Source organism: Micromonospora sp. NPDC005367, from assembly GCF_040606825.1.
In the GTDB taxonomy this organism is placed as follows: domain Bacteria; phylum Actinomycetota; class Actinomycetes; order Mycobacteriales; family Micromonosporaceae; genus Micromonospora.
Window position 1 is genome coordinate 39,267 of record NZ_JBEXFP010000030.1, and the last position, 20,782, is coordinate 60,048.

Genomic DNA, 20,782 nt, shown 5'->3' on the forward strand with positions numbered 1-20,782 from the left:
GTCGTACCCTTTGCCGGTGACTGAGATCGACATCCGTGTCATGCCGTTCGACTCGGCGGTGGCACAGCGGCTCGTCCGGGACGCGCTGGCCGACCTGGGCGCGCGGTACGGCGGCAGCGGCGACGAGACGCCGGTGGACGCGGCCGAGTTCGTCCCGCCGGACGGCACGTTCCTCGTCGCCTACCTCGACGGTGAGCCCGTCGGCTGCGGCGGTTGGCGCGGCCACGGTGCGGAGGGCGACACGGCCGAGCTGAAGCGGATGTACACCGCCCCGCAGGCCAGGGGGCGCGGCGTGGCCCGGACGGTGCTGGCGGCGATCGAGCGTTCGGCCCTCGCCCACGGGCGCAAGCGGATGATCCTGGAGTGCGGCGACCAGCAGCCCGAGGCGATCGCCATGTACGCCTCGGCCGGCTACGAGCGCATCCCGAACTTCGGTTACTACAAGGACTCGCCGGGCTGCATCTCGTTCGGCCGTACCCTCTGACTCCGCACTCCGGGCCGCCCGGCCCTACGCGGTGACGATCTGGATCTGCTCGGCGGCCTTGCCGGCTGTCGCGGTGGCCTCGGTCGGGTCGGCACCCCAGGCCAGCACGTGCCCGCTGCGGGCCAGCGAGTGCGTCACCTCGTCGACCGTCGAGCCGATGGCGACATCGAAGTGCACGTGCAGCACTCCGGCGACCCGGCGGGCCGCCCGTACGCCCTCGATGGCGGTGATGGTGCCGGGCGGGGCGACCAGGAACTCCGCCGCCGCCGCGCCGGTCGTCCTGGTGGGTAGGGTGGGCCGCTCGCCGCGCAACGTCCGCAGGTACGCCTCGACGAACCCGCACTCGTACGCGATCGAGATCAGCGCGGTGATCATGTCGCCGGGGAGCCGCGCGGCACACTCGATCAGGGTCGGGACGCCGTCGGCCATGATCCACTCGCTGTGCAGCACACCGGTGCCGAAGCCGGCGGCCCGGCCCAGCCGGGCGGCCGCGTCGAGCAGCGCCTGCCGGCCGTCGTCGGGCAGGATGGACGGCACGGTGTGCCCCGCCTCCACCGGGCGCCGTCCGAGCATCACCCGCTTGTCGGTGACGTTGTCGAAGATGACCTCACCGTCGACGACCAGCAGCTCGACGCTGTGCTCCCGACCGTCGAGCACCTGCTCGACGAGGACGGCGCTGGGCAGCCCGCGAGCGGCGACCTCCGGCGTGAGCATCGGGTCGGCGGTCTCCGCCCAGGCGTCGGCGATCAGCTCCGGATCGGTGAGGATCTGCACGCCGAGGCTGCCCGAGCGGCGGGTGGGCTTCAGCACGCACCGGCCGCCGTGCCGGCGGGCGAACGCGGTCGCCGCGGCCGGGTCGTCGACCAGCTCGAACGCCGGGTTGGCGAGGCCGGCCTCGGCCGCCAGCAGCCGCATCCGGTGCTTGTCGGTGAAGATCTCGGCGGCGGCGGTCCCGGCGCCGGGTAGCCCGAGCGCCTCGGCCAGGCGGGCGCTCGCGCCCACCGACCACTCGAATCCGGGCATCACCAGCCGGGCGTCGGTGAGCCCGGGCTCGCGCGCGATCAGCGCGTCGGCGTCGAGGCCCGTCTGGTACTCGGCGGGGACGACCCGGGAGATGAAGGGCAGCTCGGTGGTGAGGCGGCCGATGTCCCGGCGGCGGATCACGTCGGGTTCCTCGATCAGCACGACGCTCGCGGCGGGTAGGTCGTCGGCGAGCCAGCGCAGCATTCCCTGCGAGGCCCCCACGATGATCATCTGCTCCCGGCCCAGGTCCTGCACGGCCTGCCCCTCCCCGTGAGCGCCGCGCCGGACGATCCGGCGCTCGGCGCAGGGAGACCCTAACCGGACGTACGGCGATGGTCTATGCCTCGTCGGCTACCTGTCAGACCTCGCGTATACGACGAGGCCGGCGGACGTGAGTCCGCCGGCTGGTCGTGATCGGATGTGTTCGGCTACCGCCGGATCAGGCGCGGGTGACCTTGCCGGCCTTGATGCACGAGGTGCAGACCTGCAGCTTCTTGGTGGTGCCGCCACCGGCCGGGGTACGCACCGACTGGATGTTCGGGTTCCAGCGGCGGTTGGTCCGCCGGTGCGAGTGGGACACGTTGTGGCCGAAGCCCGGCCCCTTGCCACAGACGTCGCACACGCTAGCCACGGGATACTCCTGAGATTGAAACGTTCATGAGGTCGCCGGCCGCAGGTGCTGCCCGGGCAACCTGGCCAGGTTACCCGATGACCTGCCGGTCTGCCCAACCGGGCCGGGGCGGCGAGCACCGGTCAGAGTGCCGGAGCCACCGAGCAGGATAGCGGGCGGCCGCGGGACACGCCGGGCGAGCCCGGCGGGTGTCCGCCGCCGCCAGTAGGCTTCTCGCCGTGCTGGACACCCTCGACGCCGCCGCGGTCCGCCGTTGGTGCGCGGACGGGTTGGCCGCGCTCAAGCGGCACCAGACCGAGATCGACCAGTTGAACGTCTACCCCGTGCCCGACGGCGACACCGGCACGAACATGGTGCTCACGCTGACCTCGGCCCAGCAGGCGCTCGCCATGGACCTGGACACGCTCCCCGACGGCGAGGCCACGCCGCACGGGCACGCATTGCGGCTGATGGCCCGGGGTGCCCTGCTCGGCGCCCGGGGCAACTCCGGGGTGATCCTCTCGCAGATCCTGCGCGGTCTCGCCGACGCGACCGGCGCGGTGCCGGCGGTACGCGGGCGGGCGCTGGCTTCCGCGCTGGGTGACGCGACCGCCGCCGCCTACCTGGCGGTGACCCGACCGGTCGAGGGCACCCTGCTCAGCGTGGTCGCCGCGGCGGCCACCGCGGCCGAACAGGCGGACACCGACGACCTGGGCGCCGTGGCCGGGGCCGCGGCGCGGGAAGCCGCGCTGGCGCTGGCGCGTACCCCCGACCAGTTGCCCGCGCTGGCCCGGGCCGGTGTGGTCGACGCGGGCGGCCGGGGGCTGTGCCTGCTGCTGGACGCCCTGGTCGAGGTGGTGACCGGGGAGCGTCCGGCCCGGCCGGTGCCCGCGCCGCGAGCGGTCGTCCCGCCCGCCACCGCCGTCCGGGAGGCCGGCTCCGACCGGTACGCCTACGAGGTGCAGTTCCTGCTCGACGCCGACCGGGTGGCGGTCGACCAGATGCGCGGTGTGCTCGACGCGCTGGGCGACTCCGTCGTGATCGTCGGGGACGGGGCCGCCGACGTGGGCACCTGGAACGTGCACGTGCACGTCAACGACGTCGGCGCGGCGATCGAGGCGGGTGTGGTCGCCGGCCGGCCGCACCGGATCTCGGTGACCCGCTTCGCGGACCGGACCGCGCCGCCGACCCCCGCTACGGACGGCCGGGCGGCGGTGGTGGTGGCGCCCGGCGCCGGGATCGCCGAGCTCTTCCGTGGCGAGGGCGCCACAGTGGTTCCGGGCAACCCGTCCACCGGTGAGCTGCTGGACGCCATCCGGGCCACCGGCGCCGCGCGGGTGGTGGTGCTGCCCAACGACGGCAACACCGAAGCGGTGGCGAGCGCCGCCGCGAAGGAGGCGCACCGGCTGGGTGTCAAGGTCAGTGTGGTGCCCACCCGTTCCCCGGTGCAGGCGCTGGCCGCCCTGGCGGTCCGTGACCCGGGGCGACGCTTCGAGGACGACGTCATCGCCATGGCCGAGGCGGCGGGGGCCTGCCGCTACGCCGAGGTCTGCCACGCCGGTCGCGCGGCGCTCACCGTCGCCGGGCCCTGCGCGCCCGGCGACGTGCTGGCCCTGGTCGAGGGGGAGGTGCACCTGATCGGCGTCGATCTCGTCGGCACCTGCGTCGCGGTGGTCGACCGGATGCTCGGCGGCGGCGGCGAGCTGGTCACCCTGATCTCCGGAGCCGACGCACCGGCCGGGCTCGTCGAAGCGGTCCGCGCGCACGTGGGGAGCCGCTGGCCGTTCGTGGAGGTGCACGCGTACCCGGGCGGGCAACCGTACTATCCGCTCCTGGTGGGGGTCGAATGAGCGAGCGAATCATCGGGCTCGGCACGGGTGGTGCCGCATGAGCGAACCGGCCACCGTTGACACGCCGTTGAAGAAGCTGGTCGGGGAGAAGACCGCCAAGGCCCTGGCATCCCACCTCGACCTGCATACCGCCGGCGACCTGATCTACCACTTCCCGCGTCGCTACGACGAGCGCGGCGAGCACACCGACATCCGCTCACTGGACGTCGGCGAGCAGGTGACGGTGCTGGCCCAGGTGCAGCGCACCGCGGTGCGGCCGATGCGCCAGCGCCGGGGCAACCTGCTCGAGGTGACCGTGGGCGACGGCTCCGGCGGGGTGCTCACCCTCACCTTCTTCGGCAACCAGGCCTGGCGCGAGCGGGAGCTGCGTCCGGGGCGGTGGGGGCTCTTCGCCGGCAAGGTCACCGAGTTCCGGGGCAAGCGGCAGCTCAACGGCCCGGAGTACGTCCTGCTCGGTGAGGGGGGCGAGGGTGAGGCGGCGGCCAATGAGGAGGTCGAGGAGTTCGCCGGCGCGCTGATCCCGGTCTACCCGGCGGCCGCGGCGGTGCCGACCTGGGTGATCGCCCGGTGCGTCCGGGTGGTCCTGGACACCTTCACCCCGCCGGAGGATCCGCTACCGGCGGCGGTGCGGGGCAGCCGCAACCTGGTGGGCATCGGGCCCGCGCTGCGGGAGATCCACCGGCCCACCAGCAAGGAGGAGCTCTACCGCGCCCGGCGCCGGCTCAAGTGGGACGAGGCGTTCGCCGTGCAGCTGACGCTGGTGCAGCGCAAGCACCGGGCCGCCGACTGGCCGGCGAAGGCCCGGGAGCCGCGTGCGGGCGGCCTGCTGGACGCGTTCGACGCCCGGCTGCCGTACGAGCTGACCTCCGGGCAGCAGACCGTCGGTCGGGAGATCGCCGCCGATCTGGCCACCGCGCATCCGATGCACCGGCTGCTCCAGGGCGAGGTCGGTTCCGGCAAGACCGTGGTCGCGCTGCGCGCGATGCTCCAGGTCGTCGACGCCGGCGGGCAGGCCGCGCTGCTCGCGCCGACCGAGGTGCTGGCCGCCCAGCACTACCGGGGCATCCTCGACCTGCTCGGCCCGCTCGGTCGGGCCGGGGAGCTGGACGCCGCGCCCGACGCGACCCGGGTGGAGCTGGTCACCGGCTCGCTCGGCGCGGCGGCCCGACGGCGAGCGCTCGCCGAGGTGGCGCAGGGACGCGCCGGCGTCGTGATCGGCACGCACGCCCTGCTCTACGAAGGGGTCGACTTCGCCGACCTGGGGCTGGTGGTGGTCGACGAGCAGCACCGCTTCGGGGTGGAGCAGCGGGACGCGTTGCGGGCCAAGGCCGACCAGCCGCCGCACGTGCTGGTCATGACGGCAACTCCGATCCCACGCACCGTGGCGATGACGGTCTACGGCGACCTGGAGATCTCCACCCTCTCCCAGCTGCCGCAGGGGCGGTCGCCGATCGGCTCGCACGTGGTGCCGGCCGCCGAGAAGCCGGCCTTCCTCGACCGCGCCTGGCGTCGGCTGCGCGAGGAGGTCGCGGCCGGGCACCAGGCGTACGTGGTGTGCCCGCGAATCGGTGACGGGCCGGCCGCGGAGGAGGAGGCGCCCCGGGAGGACGACTCCGGGCGGCGTCCGCCGTTGGCGGTGACCGAGGTGGCGCCGCTGCTGGCCGAGGGGCCGCTGCACGGGCTCCGCATCGGCGTGCTGCACGGGCGGCTGCCCGCCGACGAGAAGGACGCGGTGATGCGGGCGTTCGCCGCCGGGGGACTCGACGTGCTGGTCGCCACCACCGTGGTCGAGGTCGGGGTCAACGTGCCGAACGCCACCGTGATGATCGTGCTGGACGCCGACCGGTTCGGTGTGTCCCAGCTGCACCAGCTGCGAGGCCGGGTCGGCCGGGGTTCGGCGGCCGGCCTGTGCCTGCTGGTCACCGAGGCGCTCGAAGGCACTTCCGCCCGGGAACGGCTCGACGCGGTGGCCTCCACCACCGACGGCTTCAAGCTCGCCGAGCTCGACCTGGAGCAGCGCCGTGAGGGCGACGTGCTCGGCGCGACCCAGTCCGGTCGTCGATCGCATCTGCGCTTGCTGTCCCTGCTGCGTGACGCGGATCTGATCCGGGACGCGCGGGCCGAGGCGATCACCCTGGTCGAGGAGGATCCGGAGTTGACCGCGCATCCGGCGCTGGCCGCCTCGGTGGCCGCCCTGGTCGACGAGGAACGGGCGGAGTATCTGGAGAAGGGCTGACGCGGGGCCCGACCGGGGTGCCCGGCGGGTCGCGGCGAGGGCCGGGCAGGTACGCCGAGGGCGCGCCGACCGGATGGTCGACGCGCCCTCGGTTCAGTTCAGTGGTGCTCAGGCGGTGAAGCGCACCTTGCGGCGACGCGCCACCAGGAACAGCACCACGCCGGCGGCCAGCAGCACAGCCGCACCGGCGATGATGGCGCTGGTGGCGGCACCGGTCAGCGGCAGCGTCGGCTCGTCCTCGCCGCCACCCTGGCCCGGAGCCGGGGTGGCGCACTCCTCGGGCTTCTCCCAGGCGATCGGCTCGGTCTCGTCGAGGCCCTCGCCGGTCGGGGTCACGGTCAGACCCTCTTCGGCCTTGAAGGCGACGGTGCCGGTCTTGCCGGGCTCGACGGTCAGCGTCTTCGCCTCACCCTTGTTCGGGGTGAAGGTGATGGTGACCGTCTTGCCGTCGTCCGGGTTGGAGATCTCGAAGATCAGCTCGTCGCAGGTCGACAGGTAGCCGCCCGACGGCTCACCGGGCTTGACGCAGTCCTCGGCCGCGGCGGGCTTGTCGTCGAAGAGCGGCTCCTGCTGCCCCTCCTCGGTGACGGTGATCTTGCCGGCGTTCTTGGCCGGGACCTCGACCGTCTTGTCCTCGCCCGGCTCGACGGTCGCCTTCTTGCTGAAGCCGTCGGCACCGGTGACGGTGAACGAGGCCGCCTTGGTCGCCTCCTCGCCGTTCTCCAGCTTGACCGCGACGTCACCCGTGCAGTCGGCGGTCACCGTGGCCTTGGGGCTGGCGGTGGCCGGCGGCGGGGTGACGACCTTGTCGCAGCTCTCGCTGAACTTGATCGAGGTGCTCTTCGCCTTGGTTTCCTTGAACCCGTTGTCCCACTTGGCGCGGACGGTGAGCGACGCCTCGGTGACGTCGTTCGCCAGCCGGGCCTGACCCACCACGGGCTCGCCCACCGCGTAGGGGTACTCCTTGCCCTGCACGGTGCCGGCCTGGATGCCGTCGATGGTGAACTGGCCGACCTCCTCGCCGCGGTTGCTCACGGCGTCGGCCTTGATCAGCTTGTAGTTCCGTACACCCTCGGGGGCAACCGTGCCGACCGTCCAGGTCGTGACCCACTCACCCGTGGCGCTGTCGCACTCGGCGGTGACCTTGAGCTCGCTGTGATGGGCGCTGGCCGGGGCGGCGAACGTGGCGACGCCGCCGAGGCCGAGCAGCGCGCCGGCGGCTACCGCCACGGCGCGTCGGAAGCTCAGACGATTCACGTCTACTCCATGACTGGGGGGTTGGAGGTAGGAGATCGTGTCGGGCGGGGCGGAGTTTTCACGCTGTGCCCGATACCCGGCAGACCATAGCGACCCGGCACGGCGCGTTACAGCGCTCAGCGATCCCTAAGGATGATGTTGTAAATTCGTGATCTTAGATATACGAGTAGTCATGCCGGGACTCCGTATCGATGTCGGCGGTGGTCCTCCGCACGAGTTCGTGGGCCGGACCCGCTGCGTCCGCCGCACGTCGGCCGTCGCGTAGCGTCGTGGGTATGGACAGGGGGAGACCGTGACCCGGATCGTGGCGGGGACGTTCGGCGGACGGCGGATCGCCGCGCCGCCCGGCGCGGGCACCCGGCCGACCTCCGACCGGGTGCGGGAGGCGCTGTTCAGCGCGGTGCAGACCGAGGTCGACCTGGGGGGCGCCCGCGTCGCCGATCTCTACGCCGGCTCCGGAGCCGTCGGGCTGGAGGCGCTCTCCCGGGGCGCCGAACACGTCCTGCTGGTGGAGGCGGACGCCCGGGCGGCCCGGGTGATCCGGGACAACGTCGCCGCCCTCGGCGCCGGCCCCGCCGCCCGCCTGGTCACCGGCCGGGTGGCCACGGTGCTGGCCGGCGGGCCGGCGGGCGAGCCGTACGACGTGGTCTTCGCGGACCCGCCGTACGCCGTGTCGGACGAGGAGATCACGGCGATGCTGACCGCCCTCGTGGAGCACGATTGGCTGGCGCCGGACGCTCTCGTGGTGGTGGAACGGTCCAGCCGGAGCGCCCCGTTGGGCTGGGTGCCGGGTGTCACCGGCGAGCGCAGTCGTCGTTACGGGGAGACCACTCTTTGGTACGGTCGCCGATCATGAGACGTGCGGTGTGCCCCGGCTCCTTCGACCCGGTCACGAACGGACACCTCGACATCATCGGCCGAGCGAGCCGGCTCTTCGACGAGGTGATCGTCGGGGTGCTGGTGAACCAGTCGAAGAGTGGTCTGTTCACCGTCGAGGAGCGGATCGACATGCTCCGCGAGGTGACCGCCTCGTACGACAACGTCCGAGTGGAGTCCTTCCGCGGGCTGCTCGTCGACTTCTGCCGCGCGCAGCACGCGAGCGTACTGGTCAAGGGCCTGCGGGCGGTCAGCGACTTCGACTACGAGCTCCAGATGTCGCAGATGAACATGGGGCTGGCCGGGGTCGAGACGCTCTTCATGCCTACCAACCCGCTCTACTCCTTCCTCTCCTCCAGCCTGGTGAAGGACGTGGCCAAGTGGGGCGGCGACGTCTCCGCGCACGTCCCCGACCGGGTCCGCGCCGAACTTCTCGCCCGTCTCTCCCCGCCCACCCGTCCCTGACCCGCCGGTTCGACGGTCGAGGCCGGTCGTCCGCCCTTCGCGGGCGATCGGTGGGGGAGTGTCGCGAGCCGGCCGGACCGCCGGGTGGCTCGACTCGCCGGGCCGTCGGGGGAAGCGGTCGAGCCGTACCGCGCGAGATGATGGGTGGAGCGGGAAACTGGCCGTAGCCCGCATCATGGAGATCGGCCGACGAACGACAGGAGTGAGGTACCGGTGGACCCGCTCGATCGCATCGACGAACTGATCGCCATGGTGGATACGGCGCGGTCCGTCCCGATGTCGCGGAACAACTGCATGGTCGACCGCGGCGAGATGATCGCCGCCCTCGACGAGTTGCGCGCCGAACTCCCTGCCGACCTGCGTCGGGCCGCCGCGCTGCTGGACGAGCGCGACAAGATCATGGAAGCCGGCAAGCGAGAGGCCGACCGGATCATCAGCGAGGGTGAGGCAGAACACGCCCGCCTGGTCTCGGTGAACGAGATCACGGTGTCCGCCGAACACGAGGGTGCGCGGATCATCGCCGAGGCACGGGCCGAGGCCCAGCGGCTGCGCGAGGAGGTCGACGACTACGTCGACACCGCCCTGGCCAACTTCGAGCAGTTCCTGACCAGGGCGCTCGCCTCGATCGAGCGTGGCCGTGACAAGATGCATGCGCTCCGTGAGATCGGAACCTTCGGCGGTGACGAGGCGGAGCGCCCGCTACCCTTCTGAGCGGCACCACAGCCAGCCGGTACGCGAGGTGGCCGTCGGCCCCCGGTTCGACGGTCCGGCGGTCGCCCAGGTAACCTCGCTTGTCGGCCTCGTACGGCCGGAGTCTAACTATGCCTAAACACACGCCGAACCCACTCGACCCCAGGTCGCCGCTGGTCCTCGACACGAGGGACCTGCCGCGTCGGCCTGGCGCGTTGCGTACGGTCAAGCAGGTGGTGCCGGCACCGGAGGACCTCGGCGTAGAGCTGATCGGCGTGCCGGAGGGCGCGGACCTCGACCTCGACCTGAGGTTGGAGTCGGTGTCCGAGGGTGTGCTCGTCTCGGGGACCGTCAGCGGTCCGGTCCGGGGCGAGTGCGGCCGCTGCCTGCGCGAGATCAACGACTCGGTGGTCGTGCGGATCCAGGAGCTGTACGCGTACGAGAACAGCACCACGGACACCACGACCGACGAGGACGAGGTGGGCCGGATGCAGGGCGATCTGATCGACCTGGAACCCGCGTTGCGGGACGCGGTGGTGCTCACACTGCCGACCAACCCGCTCTGCCGGGAGGACTGCCCAGGCCTGTGCCCCGAGTGCGGGGTGCATTGGGACGATCTGCCGGCCGACCACAGCCACCAGCAGATCGACCCGCGATGGGCAAGCCTGTCGCAACTGACCCGTAAAGAGGAGTAAGAACCGTGGCCGTCCCCAAGCGCAAGATGTCGCGCAGCAACACCCGGTCCCGCCGGGCGCAGTGGAAGACCGCGGCGGTCGCGACCGTGGCGTGCCCGCAGTGCAAGTCCCCGAAGCTGCCGCACGCCGCCTGCTCCGTCTGCGGCACGTACAACGGCCGTCAGGTCCTCGAGGTCTGACCTGGACGCCGAGTGACGCCCCCGACCCCTGGTCGGGCGGCGCGCGCGCCCTGGCAATCGCCCGGTGCCCCGGCTCCCTCCGACGCCGGCCGGTCCGTTCCGGCCGGCGTTCCGATGGAGCCGGGCACCGTGCGGATCGCCGTTGACCTCCTCGGCGGGGACGACGCTCCCGCCGTCGTGGTTGACGGCGCTCTGCGGGCCATACGCGCCGATCCGGACCTGAATCTGCTGCTCGTCGGCCCGTCCGAGGCCGCCGACGCGGTGATCGCTGCCCTGGATCCGGTGGACCGGGTCCGGATCACGGTGCGCCCGGTCCGCGCCGCGGTCCGGATGTCCGACCATCCCAGCGCCGCACGCGAGGCGAGCACCGTACGCGACGCCGTCACCGCGGTACGCGACGGCGCCGCCGACGCCATGGTGTCCGCCGGTTCGACCGGCGCCACCGTCACCGCCGCCGCGCTCGGACTCGGCCGCTGGCCGATGATCCGTCACCCCGCCCTCGTGGCGACCCTGCCGGCCGTCGACGGTCCGGTCGTGCTGCTCGACGTTGGCGGCTCCCTGGAGCCTCGCGCGGGCATCCTCGCCCGGCACGCCGTGCTCGGGGCCGCGTACGCCGCTGTGGCGCACGCGGTCGACGCACCCCGGGTCGGACTGCTCTCCGTCGGCACCGAGGCGGGCAAGGGTGACCGGGCCCGGCGCACCGCCGATCCCGTGCTCGCCGCCGAACCGCTGCCCTGCGGTGCCCGCTACGTCGGTCTCGTCGAGGGGTACGACGTCTCGTCCGGCGCGCGTGCCGACGTCGTGGTCACCGACGGGTTCACCGGTAACGTGCTGCTCAAGGCGGTCGAGGGCGCGTACGCGATGGCCGGCGGCCCCCCGGCGGGCGGCGGCGCTCCCCGGGCCGCGGCCCTACTCGGCGTCTCTGGCACGGTGGTGGTCTGCCACGGTGCCGCCGTTGCCGCCGATGTCGCGTCCGGCATCGCACTCGCCGCCCACCTGTGGCGGCACCGCGCCACCGACCAGATGGCCGCGTTGCTCGCCGGGCACGCCTGGAAGGGCCACGACCACATCATCGACACCGAGGTAACCACACCATGAGCAACGACAAGCGGCGACGGGCGTCCGTCGGGCACCTCGAGGCCGCGTTCGGCATCTCGTTGGACCCGGAGCTGCTGGAGCGCGCACTGACCCACCGCTCCTACGCGTACGAGAACGGCGGCCTGCCCACGAACGAGCGGCTGGAGTTCCTCGGTGACTCGGTCCTCGGCGTGGTGATCACCACGGCGCTCTTCCACAACCATCCCGACCTGCCCGAGGGCCAGCTGGCCAAGCTGCGGGCGAGCGTGGTCAACATGCGGGCCCTGGCCGACGTGGCCCGTGGTCTCGGTCCCGAGGGGCTGGGCGCCTACCTGCTGCTCGGCAAGGGCGAGGAGACCACCGGTGGCCGGGACAAGGCGAGCATCCTCGCCGACACGCTGGAGGCGCTGCTCGGCGCGATCTACCTCCAGCACGGCCTGGACAGCGCCGCCACCGTGATCCACAAGCTCTTCGACCCGCTCATGGCCGAGTCGGCCGGACGGGGTGCCGCGCTCGACTGGAAGACCAGCCTGCAGGAGCTCACGGCGGCCCTCGGGCTGGGCGTACCTGAATACCGGATCGAGGGCACCGGGCCGGATCACCTGAAGACGTTCACCGCCTGGGTGGTGGTCGCCGGCAACCGGTACGGCGGTGCCGAGGGGCGGAGCAAGAAGGAGGCCGAGCAGCGGGCCGCGGAAGCGGCCTGGCGGACCCTCACCGAGCAGGCGGAGCAGGACGGGCAGGTCGACTCCGAGGCCGGCGCGGCCGACCGATCGGATGGTGCCGACGGTACGCGCGGCGACGCCGCCGGAACGGACCCGATCCGTGCCTGAACTGCCTGAGGTCGAGACCATCCGGCAGGGGCTCGCCCAGTGGGTGACCGGACGCCGGATCAGCTCCGTCGAGGTACGCCACCCGCGGGCGGTACGCCGGCACCTCCTGGGTGCCGTGCACTTCGCCGACGTGCTGGCCGGGCGGACCGTGCTGGACGTACGGCGCCGCGGTAAGTACCTGTGGCTGCCGTTGGACAGCGGTGACGCGGTGGTGGGCCATCTCGGCATGTCCGGTCAGCTGCTGCTGCAGCCCGCCGACGCGCCCGACGAGACGCATCTGCGGGTCCGGTTCCGGTTCGCCGACGGTGGCCCGGAGCTGCGCTTCGTGGACCAGCGCACGTTCGGCGGGCTGGCGGTGAGCGAGGGTGGGGCGGAACTGCCCGCCGAGATCGCGCACATCGCCCGGGACCCGATGGATCCGCTCTTCTCCGACGCGGCGTTCGTGGCCGCGCTGCGCCGGCGGCGTACCGAGGTGAAGCGCGCGCTGCTCGACCAGACGCTGATCTCAGGTGTCGGCAACATCTACGCCGACGAGGCGCTCTGGCGTGCCCAGCTGCACGGCACCCGGCCCACCGACGCGCTGACCGGGCCGGCCGCGCAACGGCTGCTCGGGCACGTCCGCGACGTGCTGGGTGAGGCCATCTCCTCGGGCGGCACCAGCTTCGACGCCCTCTACGTCAACGTGAACGGTGAGGGCGGCTACTTCGACCGGTCGCTCAACGCCTACGGACGCGAGGGCGAGCCGTGCCGGCGCTGCGGCACCCCGATCCGCCGTGAACCGTTCATGAACCGGTCCTCGTACAGTTGTCCGCGTTGCCAGCCGCGGCCTCGGACGCCACTTCGCGGCTGACCACGGCGGTCGCCGGGAGCGGTGCGGGCGCGGCCGGGCGGGTCAAGGCAGCGCGCACGGCTCCCGCCAGGCGTCGAGGGCCCGCTGCTTGCGCATCGAGGCGAAGCCGTAGCCGACAGTGGTGACGCAGAACTCCTCCGTCGTGCCGGTGTACTCGACGTGGAAGACCGGCTTGCCGGCGTCGACGAACGGCAGCAGCTTCCCGCACTGGGCCAGCCGTACACACTCCTCGTTGACGGCGAAGTCGAAGTCCGGGGCGAGCGCGGCGAGTTGCGGCACGTCGTTCATCAGCCCGGGGGAGAGGTCCAGCGAGCGGGCCAGCCCGGCCACCCGGCGGTTGAATTGCAGCTGGTCGTCGAAGCCGAGGGGGAATCCCGAGCGGTACAGGTAGGCGTCCGCGTCGGCCAGCGCCACCGCGCCGAAACCCTTGCCGCGGCAGAGCCGGAACCGGTCGGCCAGCGCCGGTTCGAGTAGGTCCCACCGTCGTACGTCCAGCCAGCGGCTCTGTGCGCGGTGGCCGGTCGCGCCCTGGACGCCCGCCGGGAAGCGACTGGCGTCCGGATCGTCGGTGTCCACCGAGCCGACGTGGACCTGGCAGATGAGGCGGCGGTCACGCGTGCGCAGCTCGGCGGTCTCGGCCGAGGTGGTGTGCACCGCGTCGAGCAGGAAGACATCCGCGTCCACGTCCGGGTCGACCGGCCCGCTGAGCTGCCACTGCCACTGCCAGTGGCGGGCCGACGCGGCCGGCCAGGGGGTCGGTGACCCGGGCGGGGTCAGCTCGATCCGGCAGGCGCACACCGGGACCAGCAGGGCCAGCGCGGCGCCGGTGGACAGCACTCGGCGCAGTCGGACGGCGCCTCGTCGCAGCCGGATCCGCATCGGCAGCTCCCGGGTCCCGGACGGCGCCCTCGCCGCCCGCACCGGTACGCCGCCCCATGCCGGCGTACCTCACCCGGTGAACGAGCACGGACCCGAGGACGACTCGCCGGTTCGCGCGGCGACGCCCCACCCAGCCGAGCGGAGCGTCGCGCGCGGCCCCTGCGGCGCTCAGCGCGGCGCGGCGAAGACCTGCGTCCAGTACGGTCCGTTGCTGCTCGCGATCCCCACACCGATCTCGGTGAACGCGCAGTTCAGGATGTTGGCCCGGTGTCCGGGGCTGTTCATCCAGGCGTCCATCACGGCGGCCGGGGTCTTCTGGTTCCAGGCCACGTTCTCGCCATAGGTGCGCCACTGGTAGCCCACCCGTTCGATCCGGTCGCCGGGGTCGCTGCCGTCGCTGCCCGTGTGCGACATGTTCTTGTGGTCGGCCTGGTCCTGGCTGTGCCGCTGGGCCGCCGTCATCAGCTTGTCGTCGATGCTCAGCGCCTTGCAGCCCGCCTTGGCGCGCTCGGCGTTGACCAGGTCGACCACCTCGCGCGCCTGCGCGCTGACGTTGCCGCTCGGGGGGTTGGTGGCACCGCCGCCGCTCGGTGTGCTGCTGCGCTCGACGCTGCGCCGCGAGGGTGCCGTGGTCCGTGCCTGCGACGGGGTGGGCCGGGTCGTCCGGCTGGCCGAGGGAGTGGGCCGCACCGTGCTCGGCGAGGCGGTCGGGGAGGCGGAGGTGGTTGCCGGGGCCGACGCCGCGTCGGTGGGTACGACCGGCGCGGCGGCGACGGTGTCGTCCACCGCTGTCGCGTCGACCTCGCCACCTCCTCCACCGGGCAGCGTGATCGCGCCGACGCCGAGGCTGACCACCAGGGTGGCGGCGGCCGCGGCGCCACCGATGAGCAGTGGGCGGGGAATCCGACGCCGGGAACGGTGCCGCCCCTCGGGCGCCGTCTGGGCGGGGGCATTGCGCGGCCGGCCGTCGGGCTCGTCCGCGCTGACCGGGTGCAGCTGTGCGGTGTCGTCGACGGCGGGCCGCCGGGGGTCGGTCGGGTCGGCGTCCCACCGGTCCGGTCGTACGCCGTACGCCGGCTGCTCGGCGGCGTACCTCGGGGACCAGCCGTCGGTCGCCCCGTCGGAGCCGGGCCGCTCGGCGGAACGCCATCCGCCGGTCTGTTCCGTCGGCCGGTGACCGGGCTCCTGCGCCGACCAGCCGTGGTGCGGCGCGGACCAGGAAGCGTCCGCTGCGGACCAGCCGTCGGTGGGGAGGGCGCGGTGGGCGTCCGACGACTGTTCAACCGGTGGCACCGGCTCGCTCGCCCATCGGCCGGTCGGCTCGTCGCGCCATGCGCTCGTCGGCTGGTCATCACGCCAGGTGTCCGGCGGACGCTCGTCGTGCCGGGTGTCCGGCGGACGCTCGTCGTGCCGGGCGTCGGCCGGTGCCTCGGGGTCGTCGCCGAACAGGTATGCCGATCGGGGGGCGGGACGGTCGGTGAGCCAGGCCGGTCCGTCGGCGGGTGGCTCCGGGCGTCGCTTCGCGCCTTCCGGGTCGTTCGGGTCGGTCCAGCCGTACACGCCTGTCGCCTCCACGGGTCGGTTGCGGGCCGCGCTGACGCTACGGGTGCCCTGGACCTGCGGCAACGTGGCTAAGAAAGAGTTAAGGGGATAGCGGTCACCCGTGGGCGTACTTCCCGCCATCGCGGGCGTACTGTTAAGGCGTCCGGACAGAGCGTGTCCGTGCCTCGTGGCAGCCCCCCGACGAGTGGACAGGTCGACGTGGAGATGATCTACGGCCTGCGAAAACTTGACGACAAGGGGGTTTGCGGCTCAATATATAGGTGTCGCCAGTCGCGCCCGGCCATGCCCGGATACAGCCTGGAATGGTAGTCGCGAACACATGGGCGCGCGTTGGCCGGCCTTTCCGGCAGCGCATATCAAGGAGTCAACATGGCGAAGGCCCTCTACGGCCACGTAGGTGCAGCGCCCGACCGGCGTCTGCTCGACGAGGTCACCCGACTGCGTGCCAGGGTTCAGGCACTGGAGTTCGAGCTCACGCGTCTGCGTGCCGAGAATGATCGGCTCGCCGCCGCGGCGAACGAGGCAGACGATCTGCTCCGGCTCGCCGAGCCCGCGCTCACCTGATCATCGCGTCGGAAAACTGAATCGCACCACGCAAAAAGCGCGCCGACACATCTGTGCCGGCGCGCAGCTTTGTCTCCGCGTCTTTCCCGGCCGCCCATTGTTCGATCTTGTCGGCGTTCCGCTGAGTGGCTCGATCGTCACCGAGGGAAACGGTGCGTCGATTCCGCCCCGGCGCGAATAACGTTTGTGTTTGTCGACGGATACCGGGCGTCGGGCTACCGGAGGATCTCCGCGCCGGGGAGCCGACCCGGGTCCGCACGGCGACGTCGCTGGGGCGGGTCGCGTAGCAGGGCTCCGGGTCTGCCGGGTTAGTCTGCGAGTTCACCAGGTCCGCGCAGGCGGCGACGGTACGGCGGCCACCGGACGAGGATCGAGAAGGTGTATCTCAAGAGCCTGACGGTGAAGGGATTCAAGTCCTTCGCCTCCGCGACGACGCTCAAGCTGGAGCCGGGGATCACCTGCGTGGTCGGTCCGAACGGCTCCGGCAAGTCCAACGTCGTCGACGCCATCGCCTGGGTGCTCGGTGAGCAGGGCGCGAAGGCGCTCCGCGGCGGCAAGATGGAGGACGTCATCTTCGCCGGCACCGCGGGGCGGGCGCCGCTGGGCCGGGCCGAGGTCACGCTGACCATCGACAACACCGACGGCGCACTGCCGATCGAGTACACCGAGGTCTCCATCACCCGCCGGATGTTCCGCTCCGGCGAGAGCGAATACGAGATCAACGGCGACTCGTGCCGCCTGCTCGACATCCAGGAGCTACTCTCCGACTCCGGCATCGGCCGGGAGATGCACATCATCGTCGGTCAGGGCCGGCTCGACGGCATGCTGCACGCCAAACCGGAGGATCGGCGGGCCTTCATCGAGGAGGCGGCCGGCGTACTCAAGCACCGCAAGCGCAAGGAGAAGGCGCTGCGGAAGCTCGACGCGATGCAGACCAACCTCAACCGGCTCACCGACCTCACCACCGAGCTGCGCCGTCAGCTCAAGCCGTTGGGCCGGCAGGCCGAGGTGGCCCGGCGCGCCGCCGCCATCCAGGCCAACCTGCGCGACGCTCGGTTGCGGTTGCTCGCCGACGACCTCGCCACGCTCCGCACCACCCTCGACAAGGAGATCGCCGACGAGACCGCGGTGCGTGAGCGGCGCGAGTACGTCGAGGCCGAACACACCGAGGTCCAGCGACGCCTCGGTGAACTGGAGGCGGCCCTCGCCGAGGATGCCCCGCTGCTGGCCGCGGCGCAGGACACCTGGTACAAGCTCTCCGCGCTCCAGGAGCGGTTCCGGTCGATCGAGCAGCTGGCTCTGGAGCGGTTGCGGCATCTGAGCGCGGCCCCGGACGACGAGCGCCCGGGCCGTGACCCGGACCAGCTCGAGGCGGAGGCGGAGCGGGTCCGCGAGCAGGAGGAGGAGCTGCGCGGGGCGCTCACCGACGACCAGATCCGGCTCGCCGAGGCCGTCGAGCAACGGCAGGAGCTGGAGCGGCAGCTCGCCGCCGCCGAGCGGGAACTGGTCGCGGGGGCCAAGGCGATCGCGGATCGGCGGGAAGGGCTGGCGCGGCTCACGGGTCAGGTCAACTCCGCCCGGGCCCGGACCACCAGCGGCGGCGAGGAGATCGACCGGCTGGCCGCCGCCCATGCCGACGCGCTGGGCCGGGCCGAGAAGGCCCAGGCGGACCTGGACGCGGTGGCCGCCCAGTCCACCGAGGCGGACCGGGACAACGCCGACCTCGACGAGCGGCACGCCGAAGCGGTGACCGCGCATGAGCGGGCCCAGGCGGCCGTTCGTTCCCTGACGGACGCCGAGCGCTCCGCGGAGAAGGACGCCGCCACCTGGAAGGCACGTGAGGAGGCGCTCGCCCTCGGCCTGCGGCGCAAGGACGGAGCGGGTGCCCTGCTCGCCCGGGCCGGCGACGTGCCGGGCCTGCTCGGCAGCCTCGCCGGTCTGCTCACCGTCGCGCCGGGCCACGAGGCCGCGCTCGCCGCCGCGCTGGGCGGCCTGGCCGACGCGGTCGCGGTGACCGGGGTGGACGAGGCCGTGGAGGCGATGCGGCTGCTGAAGATCTCCGACGCCGGTCGGGCCGGCCTGCTGGTCGGCAGCCCCGCCGGCCCGGGTATGGACGGCCCGGCCGACGCGCTGCGCCCGAAGCTGCCCGACGGCGTGCGCTGGGCGCCGGACCTGGTCGAGTGCGCCGAACAGCTGCGGCCGGCGGTACACCGGGCGCTGCGCGACGTGGTGCTGGTCGACGACCTCGGCGCGGCCGCCGAGGTCGTGGCCGGGAACCCGGAGCTGCGCGCGGTCACACCCGACGGTGACGTGGTCGGGGCGTACGCGGCGGCGGGCGGGTCGGCGAAGGCGCCCAGCTACATCGAGGTGCAGGCTGCCGTCGAGGAGGCCCGGGCGAACCGGGCAGTCGCCGAACAGACCGCGGCCGAGCTGCGGGACCAGCTGACGCAGGCGCGGACCGAGGTGGCCGCCGCCAAGGAGGTGGTGCAGCACGCCGCCGCCGCCAAACGGGAGGCGGAGAGCCACCGCAACGCCGCCGCTCGGCGGCTGGCCGAGTTGGGTGCGGCGGCCCGTTCGGCGAAGGCGGAGTGCGAGCGCCTCGGCGAGTCCCGGGCCCGCGCCGAGGCGGCCCGGGAGCGGGACCTGCTGGCCCTCGCCGAGCTCGAGGAGCGGCTCCGGCTGGCCGAGGAGACCCCGCTCGACGCCGAGCCCTCCACCGAGGAGCGGGACCAGCTCGCCGCGATGGTGCCCCAGGCCCGGCAGAACGAGATGGAGGTCCGGCTGGCGGTGCGTACCGCCGAGGAGCGGGTCGCCTCGATCTCCGGCCGGGCCGACTCGCTGCTCCGGCAGGCCACGGCGGAGCGGGCGGCGCGGGAGCGCGCCGCGGCCCGGCGCGCCGCCCGGACCCGGGGCGCGGCGATCGCCCGGGCGGTCGCCGGGGGCGCGCGTGCGGCCCTCGCCCAGCTGACCACCTCGATCGCCGCGGCCGAGGAGCAGCGCGACGAGGTGGCGCGGGAACGGGCCGCGCGGGAGGCGGAGCTCCAGGAGGTACGCGGCGCGGCCAAGCGGCTCGGCGCCGAGTTGGAACGGCTGACCAGCCAGGTGCACCGGGACGAGGTGACCCGCGCCGAGCAACGGCTGCGCATCGAGCAGCTGGAGGCGAAGGCGGCGGAGGACTTCGGCCTGGACGTGGAGACCCTGGTCGCCGAGTACGGGCCGGGACAGCTCGTCCCGCCCACCCAGGCCGATGTGGCCGCCGCCGAGCGGGACGGCCTGCCGGTGCCGGAGCCGGTCCGCTACGAGCGCCCGGTGCAGGAGAAGAGAGCCGCCAAGGCGGAGCGCGAGCTGGCCCTGCTCGGCAAGGTGAACCCGCTGGCGCTGGAGGAGTTCGCGGCGCTGGAGGAGCGCTACAAGTTCCTCTCGGAGCAGTTGGAGGACCTCAAGGCGACCCGCCGGGACCTGCTCACCGTGGTCAAGGACGTCGACGACCGGATCCTGGAGGTCTTCGCCAGCGCGTTCGCCGACACCGCCCGCGAGTTCGAGCAGGTCTTCGAGGTGCTCTTCCCCGGCGGCGAGGGCCGACTGGTGCTCACCGAACCGGACGACCTGCTCACCACCGGTGTGGAGGTGGAGGCCCGGCCGCCGGGAAAGAAGATCAAGCGGCTGTCGCTGCTCTCCGGCGGTGAGCGGTCCCTGACCGCGGTGGCCATGCTCGTGGCGATCTTCCGGGCCCGGCCCAGCCCGTTCTACATCATGGACGAGGTGGAGGCCGCCCTCGACGACGTGAACCTCGGCCGGCTGATCACGCTCCTCGCCCAGTTGCGGGAGAAGAGCCAGCTGATCGTGATCACGCACCAGAAGCGGACCATGGAGATCGCCGACGCGCTCTACGGGGTGACCATGCGCGGCGGCGTGACCCAGGTGATCAGCCAGCGGCTCAACCGGGCCGACGACGGGCAGGAGAAGAACGGGTGAGTCGGGAACGCGCGAAGGCGCTCCTGGTGGATTTCGACGGCGTACTGCGACGCTGGGATCCGGCGGTCGCCGCCGGGGTGGAGCAGCGCTACGGCCTGGCCGGGGGCGTGCTCCTCGAGATCGCCATGCAGTGGGGGCGGCTCCAGCCGGTGCTCACCGGGCAGGTCAGCCACGCGGACTGGATGACCAGCGTGGCCGACGCGCTGACGGAACCCGCCGGCGACGCGGAACGCGCCCGGGCCGCGGTCGAGGAGTGGCAGAGCTATCGGGGCGAGGTGGACAGCGACCTGCTCGACTTCCTCCGCGACGCCCGGGCCGGCGGCATCCGCGTCGGTCTGGCCACCAACGCGACGGACCGCCTGGAGGACGACCTCGCCGCGCTCGATCTGGCCGGCGAGTTCGACGCGGTGGTCAGCTCGTACCGGCTCGGCGTGAACAAGCCGGCCAAGGAGTACTTCCAGGCCGCCTGCCAGGCCGTCGCCACCCCGCCCGGCCGGGTGCTCTTCATCGACGACGAGGACTGGTCGGTACGCGGCGCCCGCGCGGCCGGGCTCTCCGCCCATCGCTGGACCGGCCACGGTGACCTGCGCTATATGAGAGCCGCGCTGGACTACTGAACCGACCGCGGCGGCGGTGCCGGCCGGAGCGGATCAGCTCAGCCCGGCACCTCCGTCAC

General features: G+C 72.8%; 19 protein-coding genes. 14 read left to right on the forward strand and 5 right to left on the reverse strand.

Going from position 1 to position 20,782, the window contains the following annotated elements; translation table 11 throughout:
* Positions 1 to 40 precede the first annotated feature (40 nt).
* Complete coding sequence (locus ABZS42_RS20715; protein WP_355147642.1) at positions 41 to 484, forward strand: GNAT family N-acetyltransferase; 444 nt, start codon at positions 41 to 43, stop codon at positions 482 to 484.
* A 24-nt stretch (positions 485 to 508) separates the two neighbouring features.
* On the opposite strand, the gene ABZS42_RS20720 is transcribed toward ABZS42_RS20715, so the two are convergent.
* Positions 509 to 1,762, reverse strand: coding sequence for an ATP-grasp domain-containing protein (locus tag ABZS42_RS20720; RefSeq protein ID WP_355147589.1), 1,254 nt, complete (start codon positions 1,760 to 1,762; stop codon positions 509 to 511).
* 184 nt (positions 1,763 to 1,946) lie between these two features.
* Entirely contained in the window at positions 1,947 to 2,138 is a 192-nt protein-coding gene (gene rpmB / locus ABZS42_RS20725) for a 50S ribosomal protein L28 (RefSeq protein WP_013284551.1), read from the reverse strand.
* A gap of 218 nt (positions 2,139 to 2,356) precedes the next feature.
* Between rpmB and ABZS42_RS20730 the strand changes: the two genes are divergently transcribed.
* Together ABZS42_RS20730 and recG are read left to right on the forward strand one after the other, a co-directional pair.
* Positions 2,357 to 3,967 carry a DAK2 domain-containing protein gene (locus ABZS42_RS20730; RefSeq protein ID WP_355147591.1) on the forward strand — a complete coding sequence of 537 codons (1,611 nt, stop codon included), beginning with the start codon at positions 2,357 to 2,359 and terminating at the stop codon, positions 3,965 to 3,967.
* Between the two features lie 37 nt (positions 3,968 to 4,004).
* Entirely contained in the window at positions 4,005 to 6,203 is a 2,199-nt protein-coding gene (gene recG / locus ABZS42_RS20735) for an ATP-dependent DNA helicase RecG (RefSeq protein WP_355147593.1), read from the forward strand.
* Positions 6,204 to 6,311: 108 nt separating this feature from the next.
* On the opposite strand, the gene ABZS42_RS20740 is transcribed toward recG, so the two are convergent.
* Positions 6,312 to 7,460: an LPXTG cell wall anchor domain-containing protein gene (locus ABZS42_RS20740; RefSeq protein ID WP_355147595.1), complete on the reverse strand. Its 1,149-nt coding sequence runs from the start codon at positions 7,458 to 7,460 to the stop codon at positions 6,312 to 6,314.
* Between the two features lie 292 nt (positions 7,461 to 7,752).
* Here ABZS42_RS20740 and rsmD point away from each other — a divergent pair, with 292 nt between their 5' ends.
* The 8 genes from rsmD (at position 7,753) to mutM (ending at position 13,125) form a co-directional block, all read left to right on the forward strand.
* On the forward strand, positions 7,753 to 8,316 hold the full coding sequence (gene rsmD / locus ABZS42_RS20745) for a 16S rRNA (guanine(966)-N(2))-methyltransferase RsmD (RefSeq protein ID WP_355147597.1): 564 nt from the start codon (positions 7,753 to 7,755) through the stop codon (positions 8,314 to 8,316).
* Positions 8,313 to 8,801 carry a pantetheine-phosphate adenylyltransferase gene (gene coaD / locus ABZS42_RS20750; RefSeq protein ID WP_355147599.1) on the forward strand — a complete coding sequence of 163 codons (489 nt, stop codon included), beginning with the start codon at positions 8,313 to 8,315 and terminating at the stop codon, positions 8,799 to 8,801. The genes rsmD and coaD overlap by 4 nt, the downstream gene beginning before the upstream one ends.
* A gap of 213 nt (positions 8,802 to 9,014) precedes the next feature.
* Positions 9,015 to 9,512: a hypothetical protein gene (locus tag ABZS42_RS20755; protein WP_076470488.1), complete on the forward strand. Its 498-nt coding sequence runs from the start codon at positions 9,015 to 9,017 to the stop codon at positions 9,510 to 9,512.
* Positions 9,513 to 9,622: 110 nt separating this feature from the next.
* Complete coding sequence (locus ABZS42_RS20760; protein WP_355147601.1) at positions 9,623 to 10,186, forward strand: YceD family protein; 564 nt, start codon at positions 9,623 to 9,625, stop codon at positions 10,184 to 10,186.
* Between the two features lie 5 nt (positions 10,187 to 10,191).
* Positions 10,192 to 10,365: a 50S ribosomal protein L32 gene (rpmF, locus tag ABZS42_RS20765; RefSeq protein ID WP_076470490.1), complete on the forward strand. Its 174-nt coding sequence runs from the start codon at positions 10,192 to 10,194 to the stop codon at positions 10,363 to 10,365.
* A gap of 114 nt (positions 10,366 to 10,479) precedes the next feature.
* Positions 10,480 to 11,463, forward strand: a complete 984-nt coding sequence (locus tag ABZS42_RS20770) for a phosphate acyltransferase PlsX (protein WP_355147603.1) — start codon at positions 10,480 to 10,482, stop codon at positions 11,461 to 11,463.
* Positions 11,460 to 12,275 carry a ribonuclease III gene (rnc, locus tag ABZS42_RS20775; RefSeq protein ID WP_355147605.1) on the forward strand — a complete coding sequence of 272 codons (816 nt, stop codon included), beginning with the start codon at positions 11,460 to 11,462 and terminating at the stop codon, positions 12,273 to 12,275. Before ABZS42_RS20770 ends, rnc begins: the two co-directional genes overlap by 4 nt.
* On the forward strand, positions 12,268 to 13,125 hold the full coding sequence (gene mutM / locus ABZS42_RS20780) for a bifunctional DNA-formamidopyrimidine glycosylase/DNA-(apurinic or apyrimidinic site) lyase (protein ID WP_355147607.1): 858 nt from the start codon (positions 12,268 to 12,270) through the stop codon (positions 13,123 to 13,125). The genes rnc and mutM overlap by 8 nt, the downstream gene beginning before the upstream one ends.
* A 42-nt stretch (positions 13,126 to 13,167) precedes the next feature.
* Here mutM and ABZS42_RS20785 read toward each other — a convergent pair whose 3' ends face one another.
* Together ABZS42_RS20785 and ABZS42_RS20790 are read right to left on the reverse strand one after the other, a co-directional pair.
* On the reverse strand, positions 13,168 to 14,004 hold the full coding sequence (locus ABZS42_RS20785) for an endo alpha-1,4 polygalactosaminidase (RefSeq protein ID WP_355147609.1): 837 nt from the start codon (positions 14,002 to 14,004) through the stop codon (positions 13,168 to 13,170).
* Between the two features lie 168 nt (positions 14,005 to 14,172).
* Positions 14,173 to 15,579: a CAP domain-containing protein gene (locus tag ABZS42_RS20790; protein WP_355147644.1), complete on the reverse strand. Its 1,407-nt coding sequence runs from the start codon at positions 15,577 to 15,579 to the stop codon at positions 14,173 to 14,175.
* A gap of 357 nt (positions 15,580 to 15,936) precedes the next feature.
* Here ABZS42_RS20790 and ABZS42_RS20795 point away from each other — a divergent pair, with 357 nt between their 5' ends.
* From ABZS42_RS20795 to ABZS42_RS20805, 3 genes are all read left to right on the forward strand, one after another.
* Positions 15,937 to 16,131 carry a hypothetical protein gene (locus ABZS42_RS20795; protein WP_076470495.1) on the forward strand — a complete coding sequence of 65 codons (195 nt, stop codon included), beginning with the start codon at positions 15,937 to 15,939 and terminating at the stop codon, positions 16,129 to 16,131.
* A 378-nt stretch (positions 16,132 to 16,509) separates the two neighbouring features.
* Positions 16,510 to 20,106, forward strand: coding sequence for a chromosome segregation protein SMC (gene smc, locus ABZS42_RS20800; protein WP_355147612.1), 3,597 nt, complete (start codon positions 16,510 to 16,512; stop codon positions 20,104 to 20,106).
* Entirely contained in the window at positions 20,103 to 20,723 is a 621-nt protein-coding gene (locus ABZS42_RS20805) for an HAD-IA family hydrolase (RefSeq protein ID WP_355147614.1), read from the forward strand. The genes smc and ABZS42_RS20805 overlap by 4 nt, the downstream gene beginning before the upstream one ends.
* Positions 20,724 to 20,782: the final 59 nt, after the last annotated feature.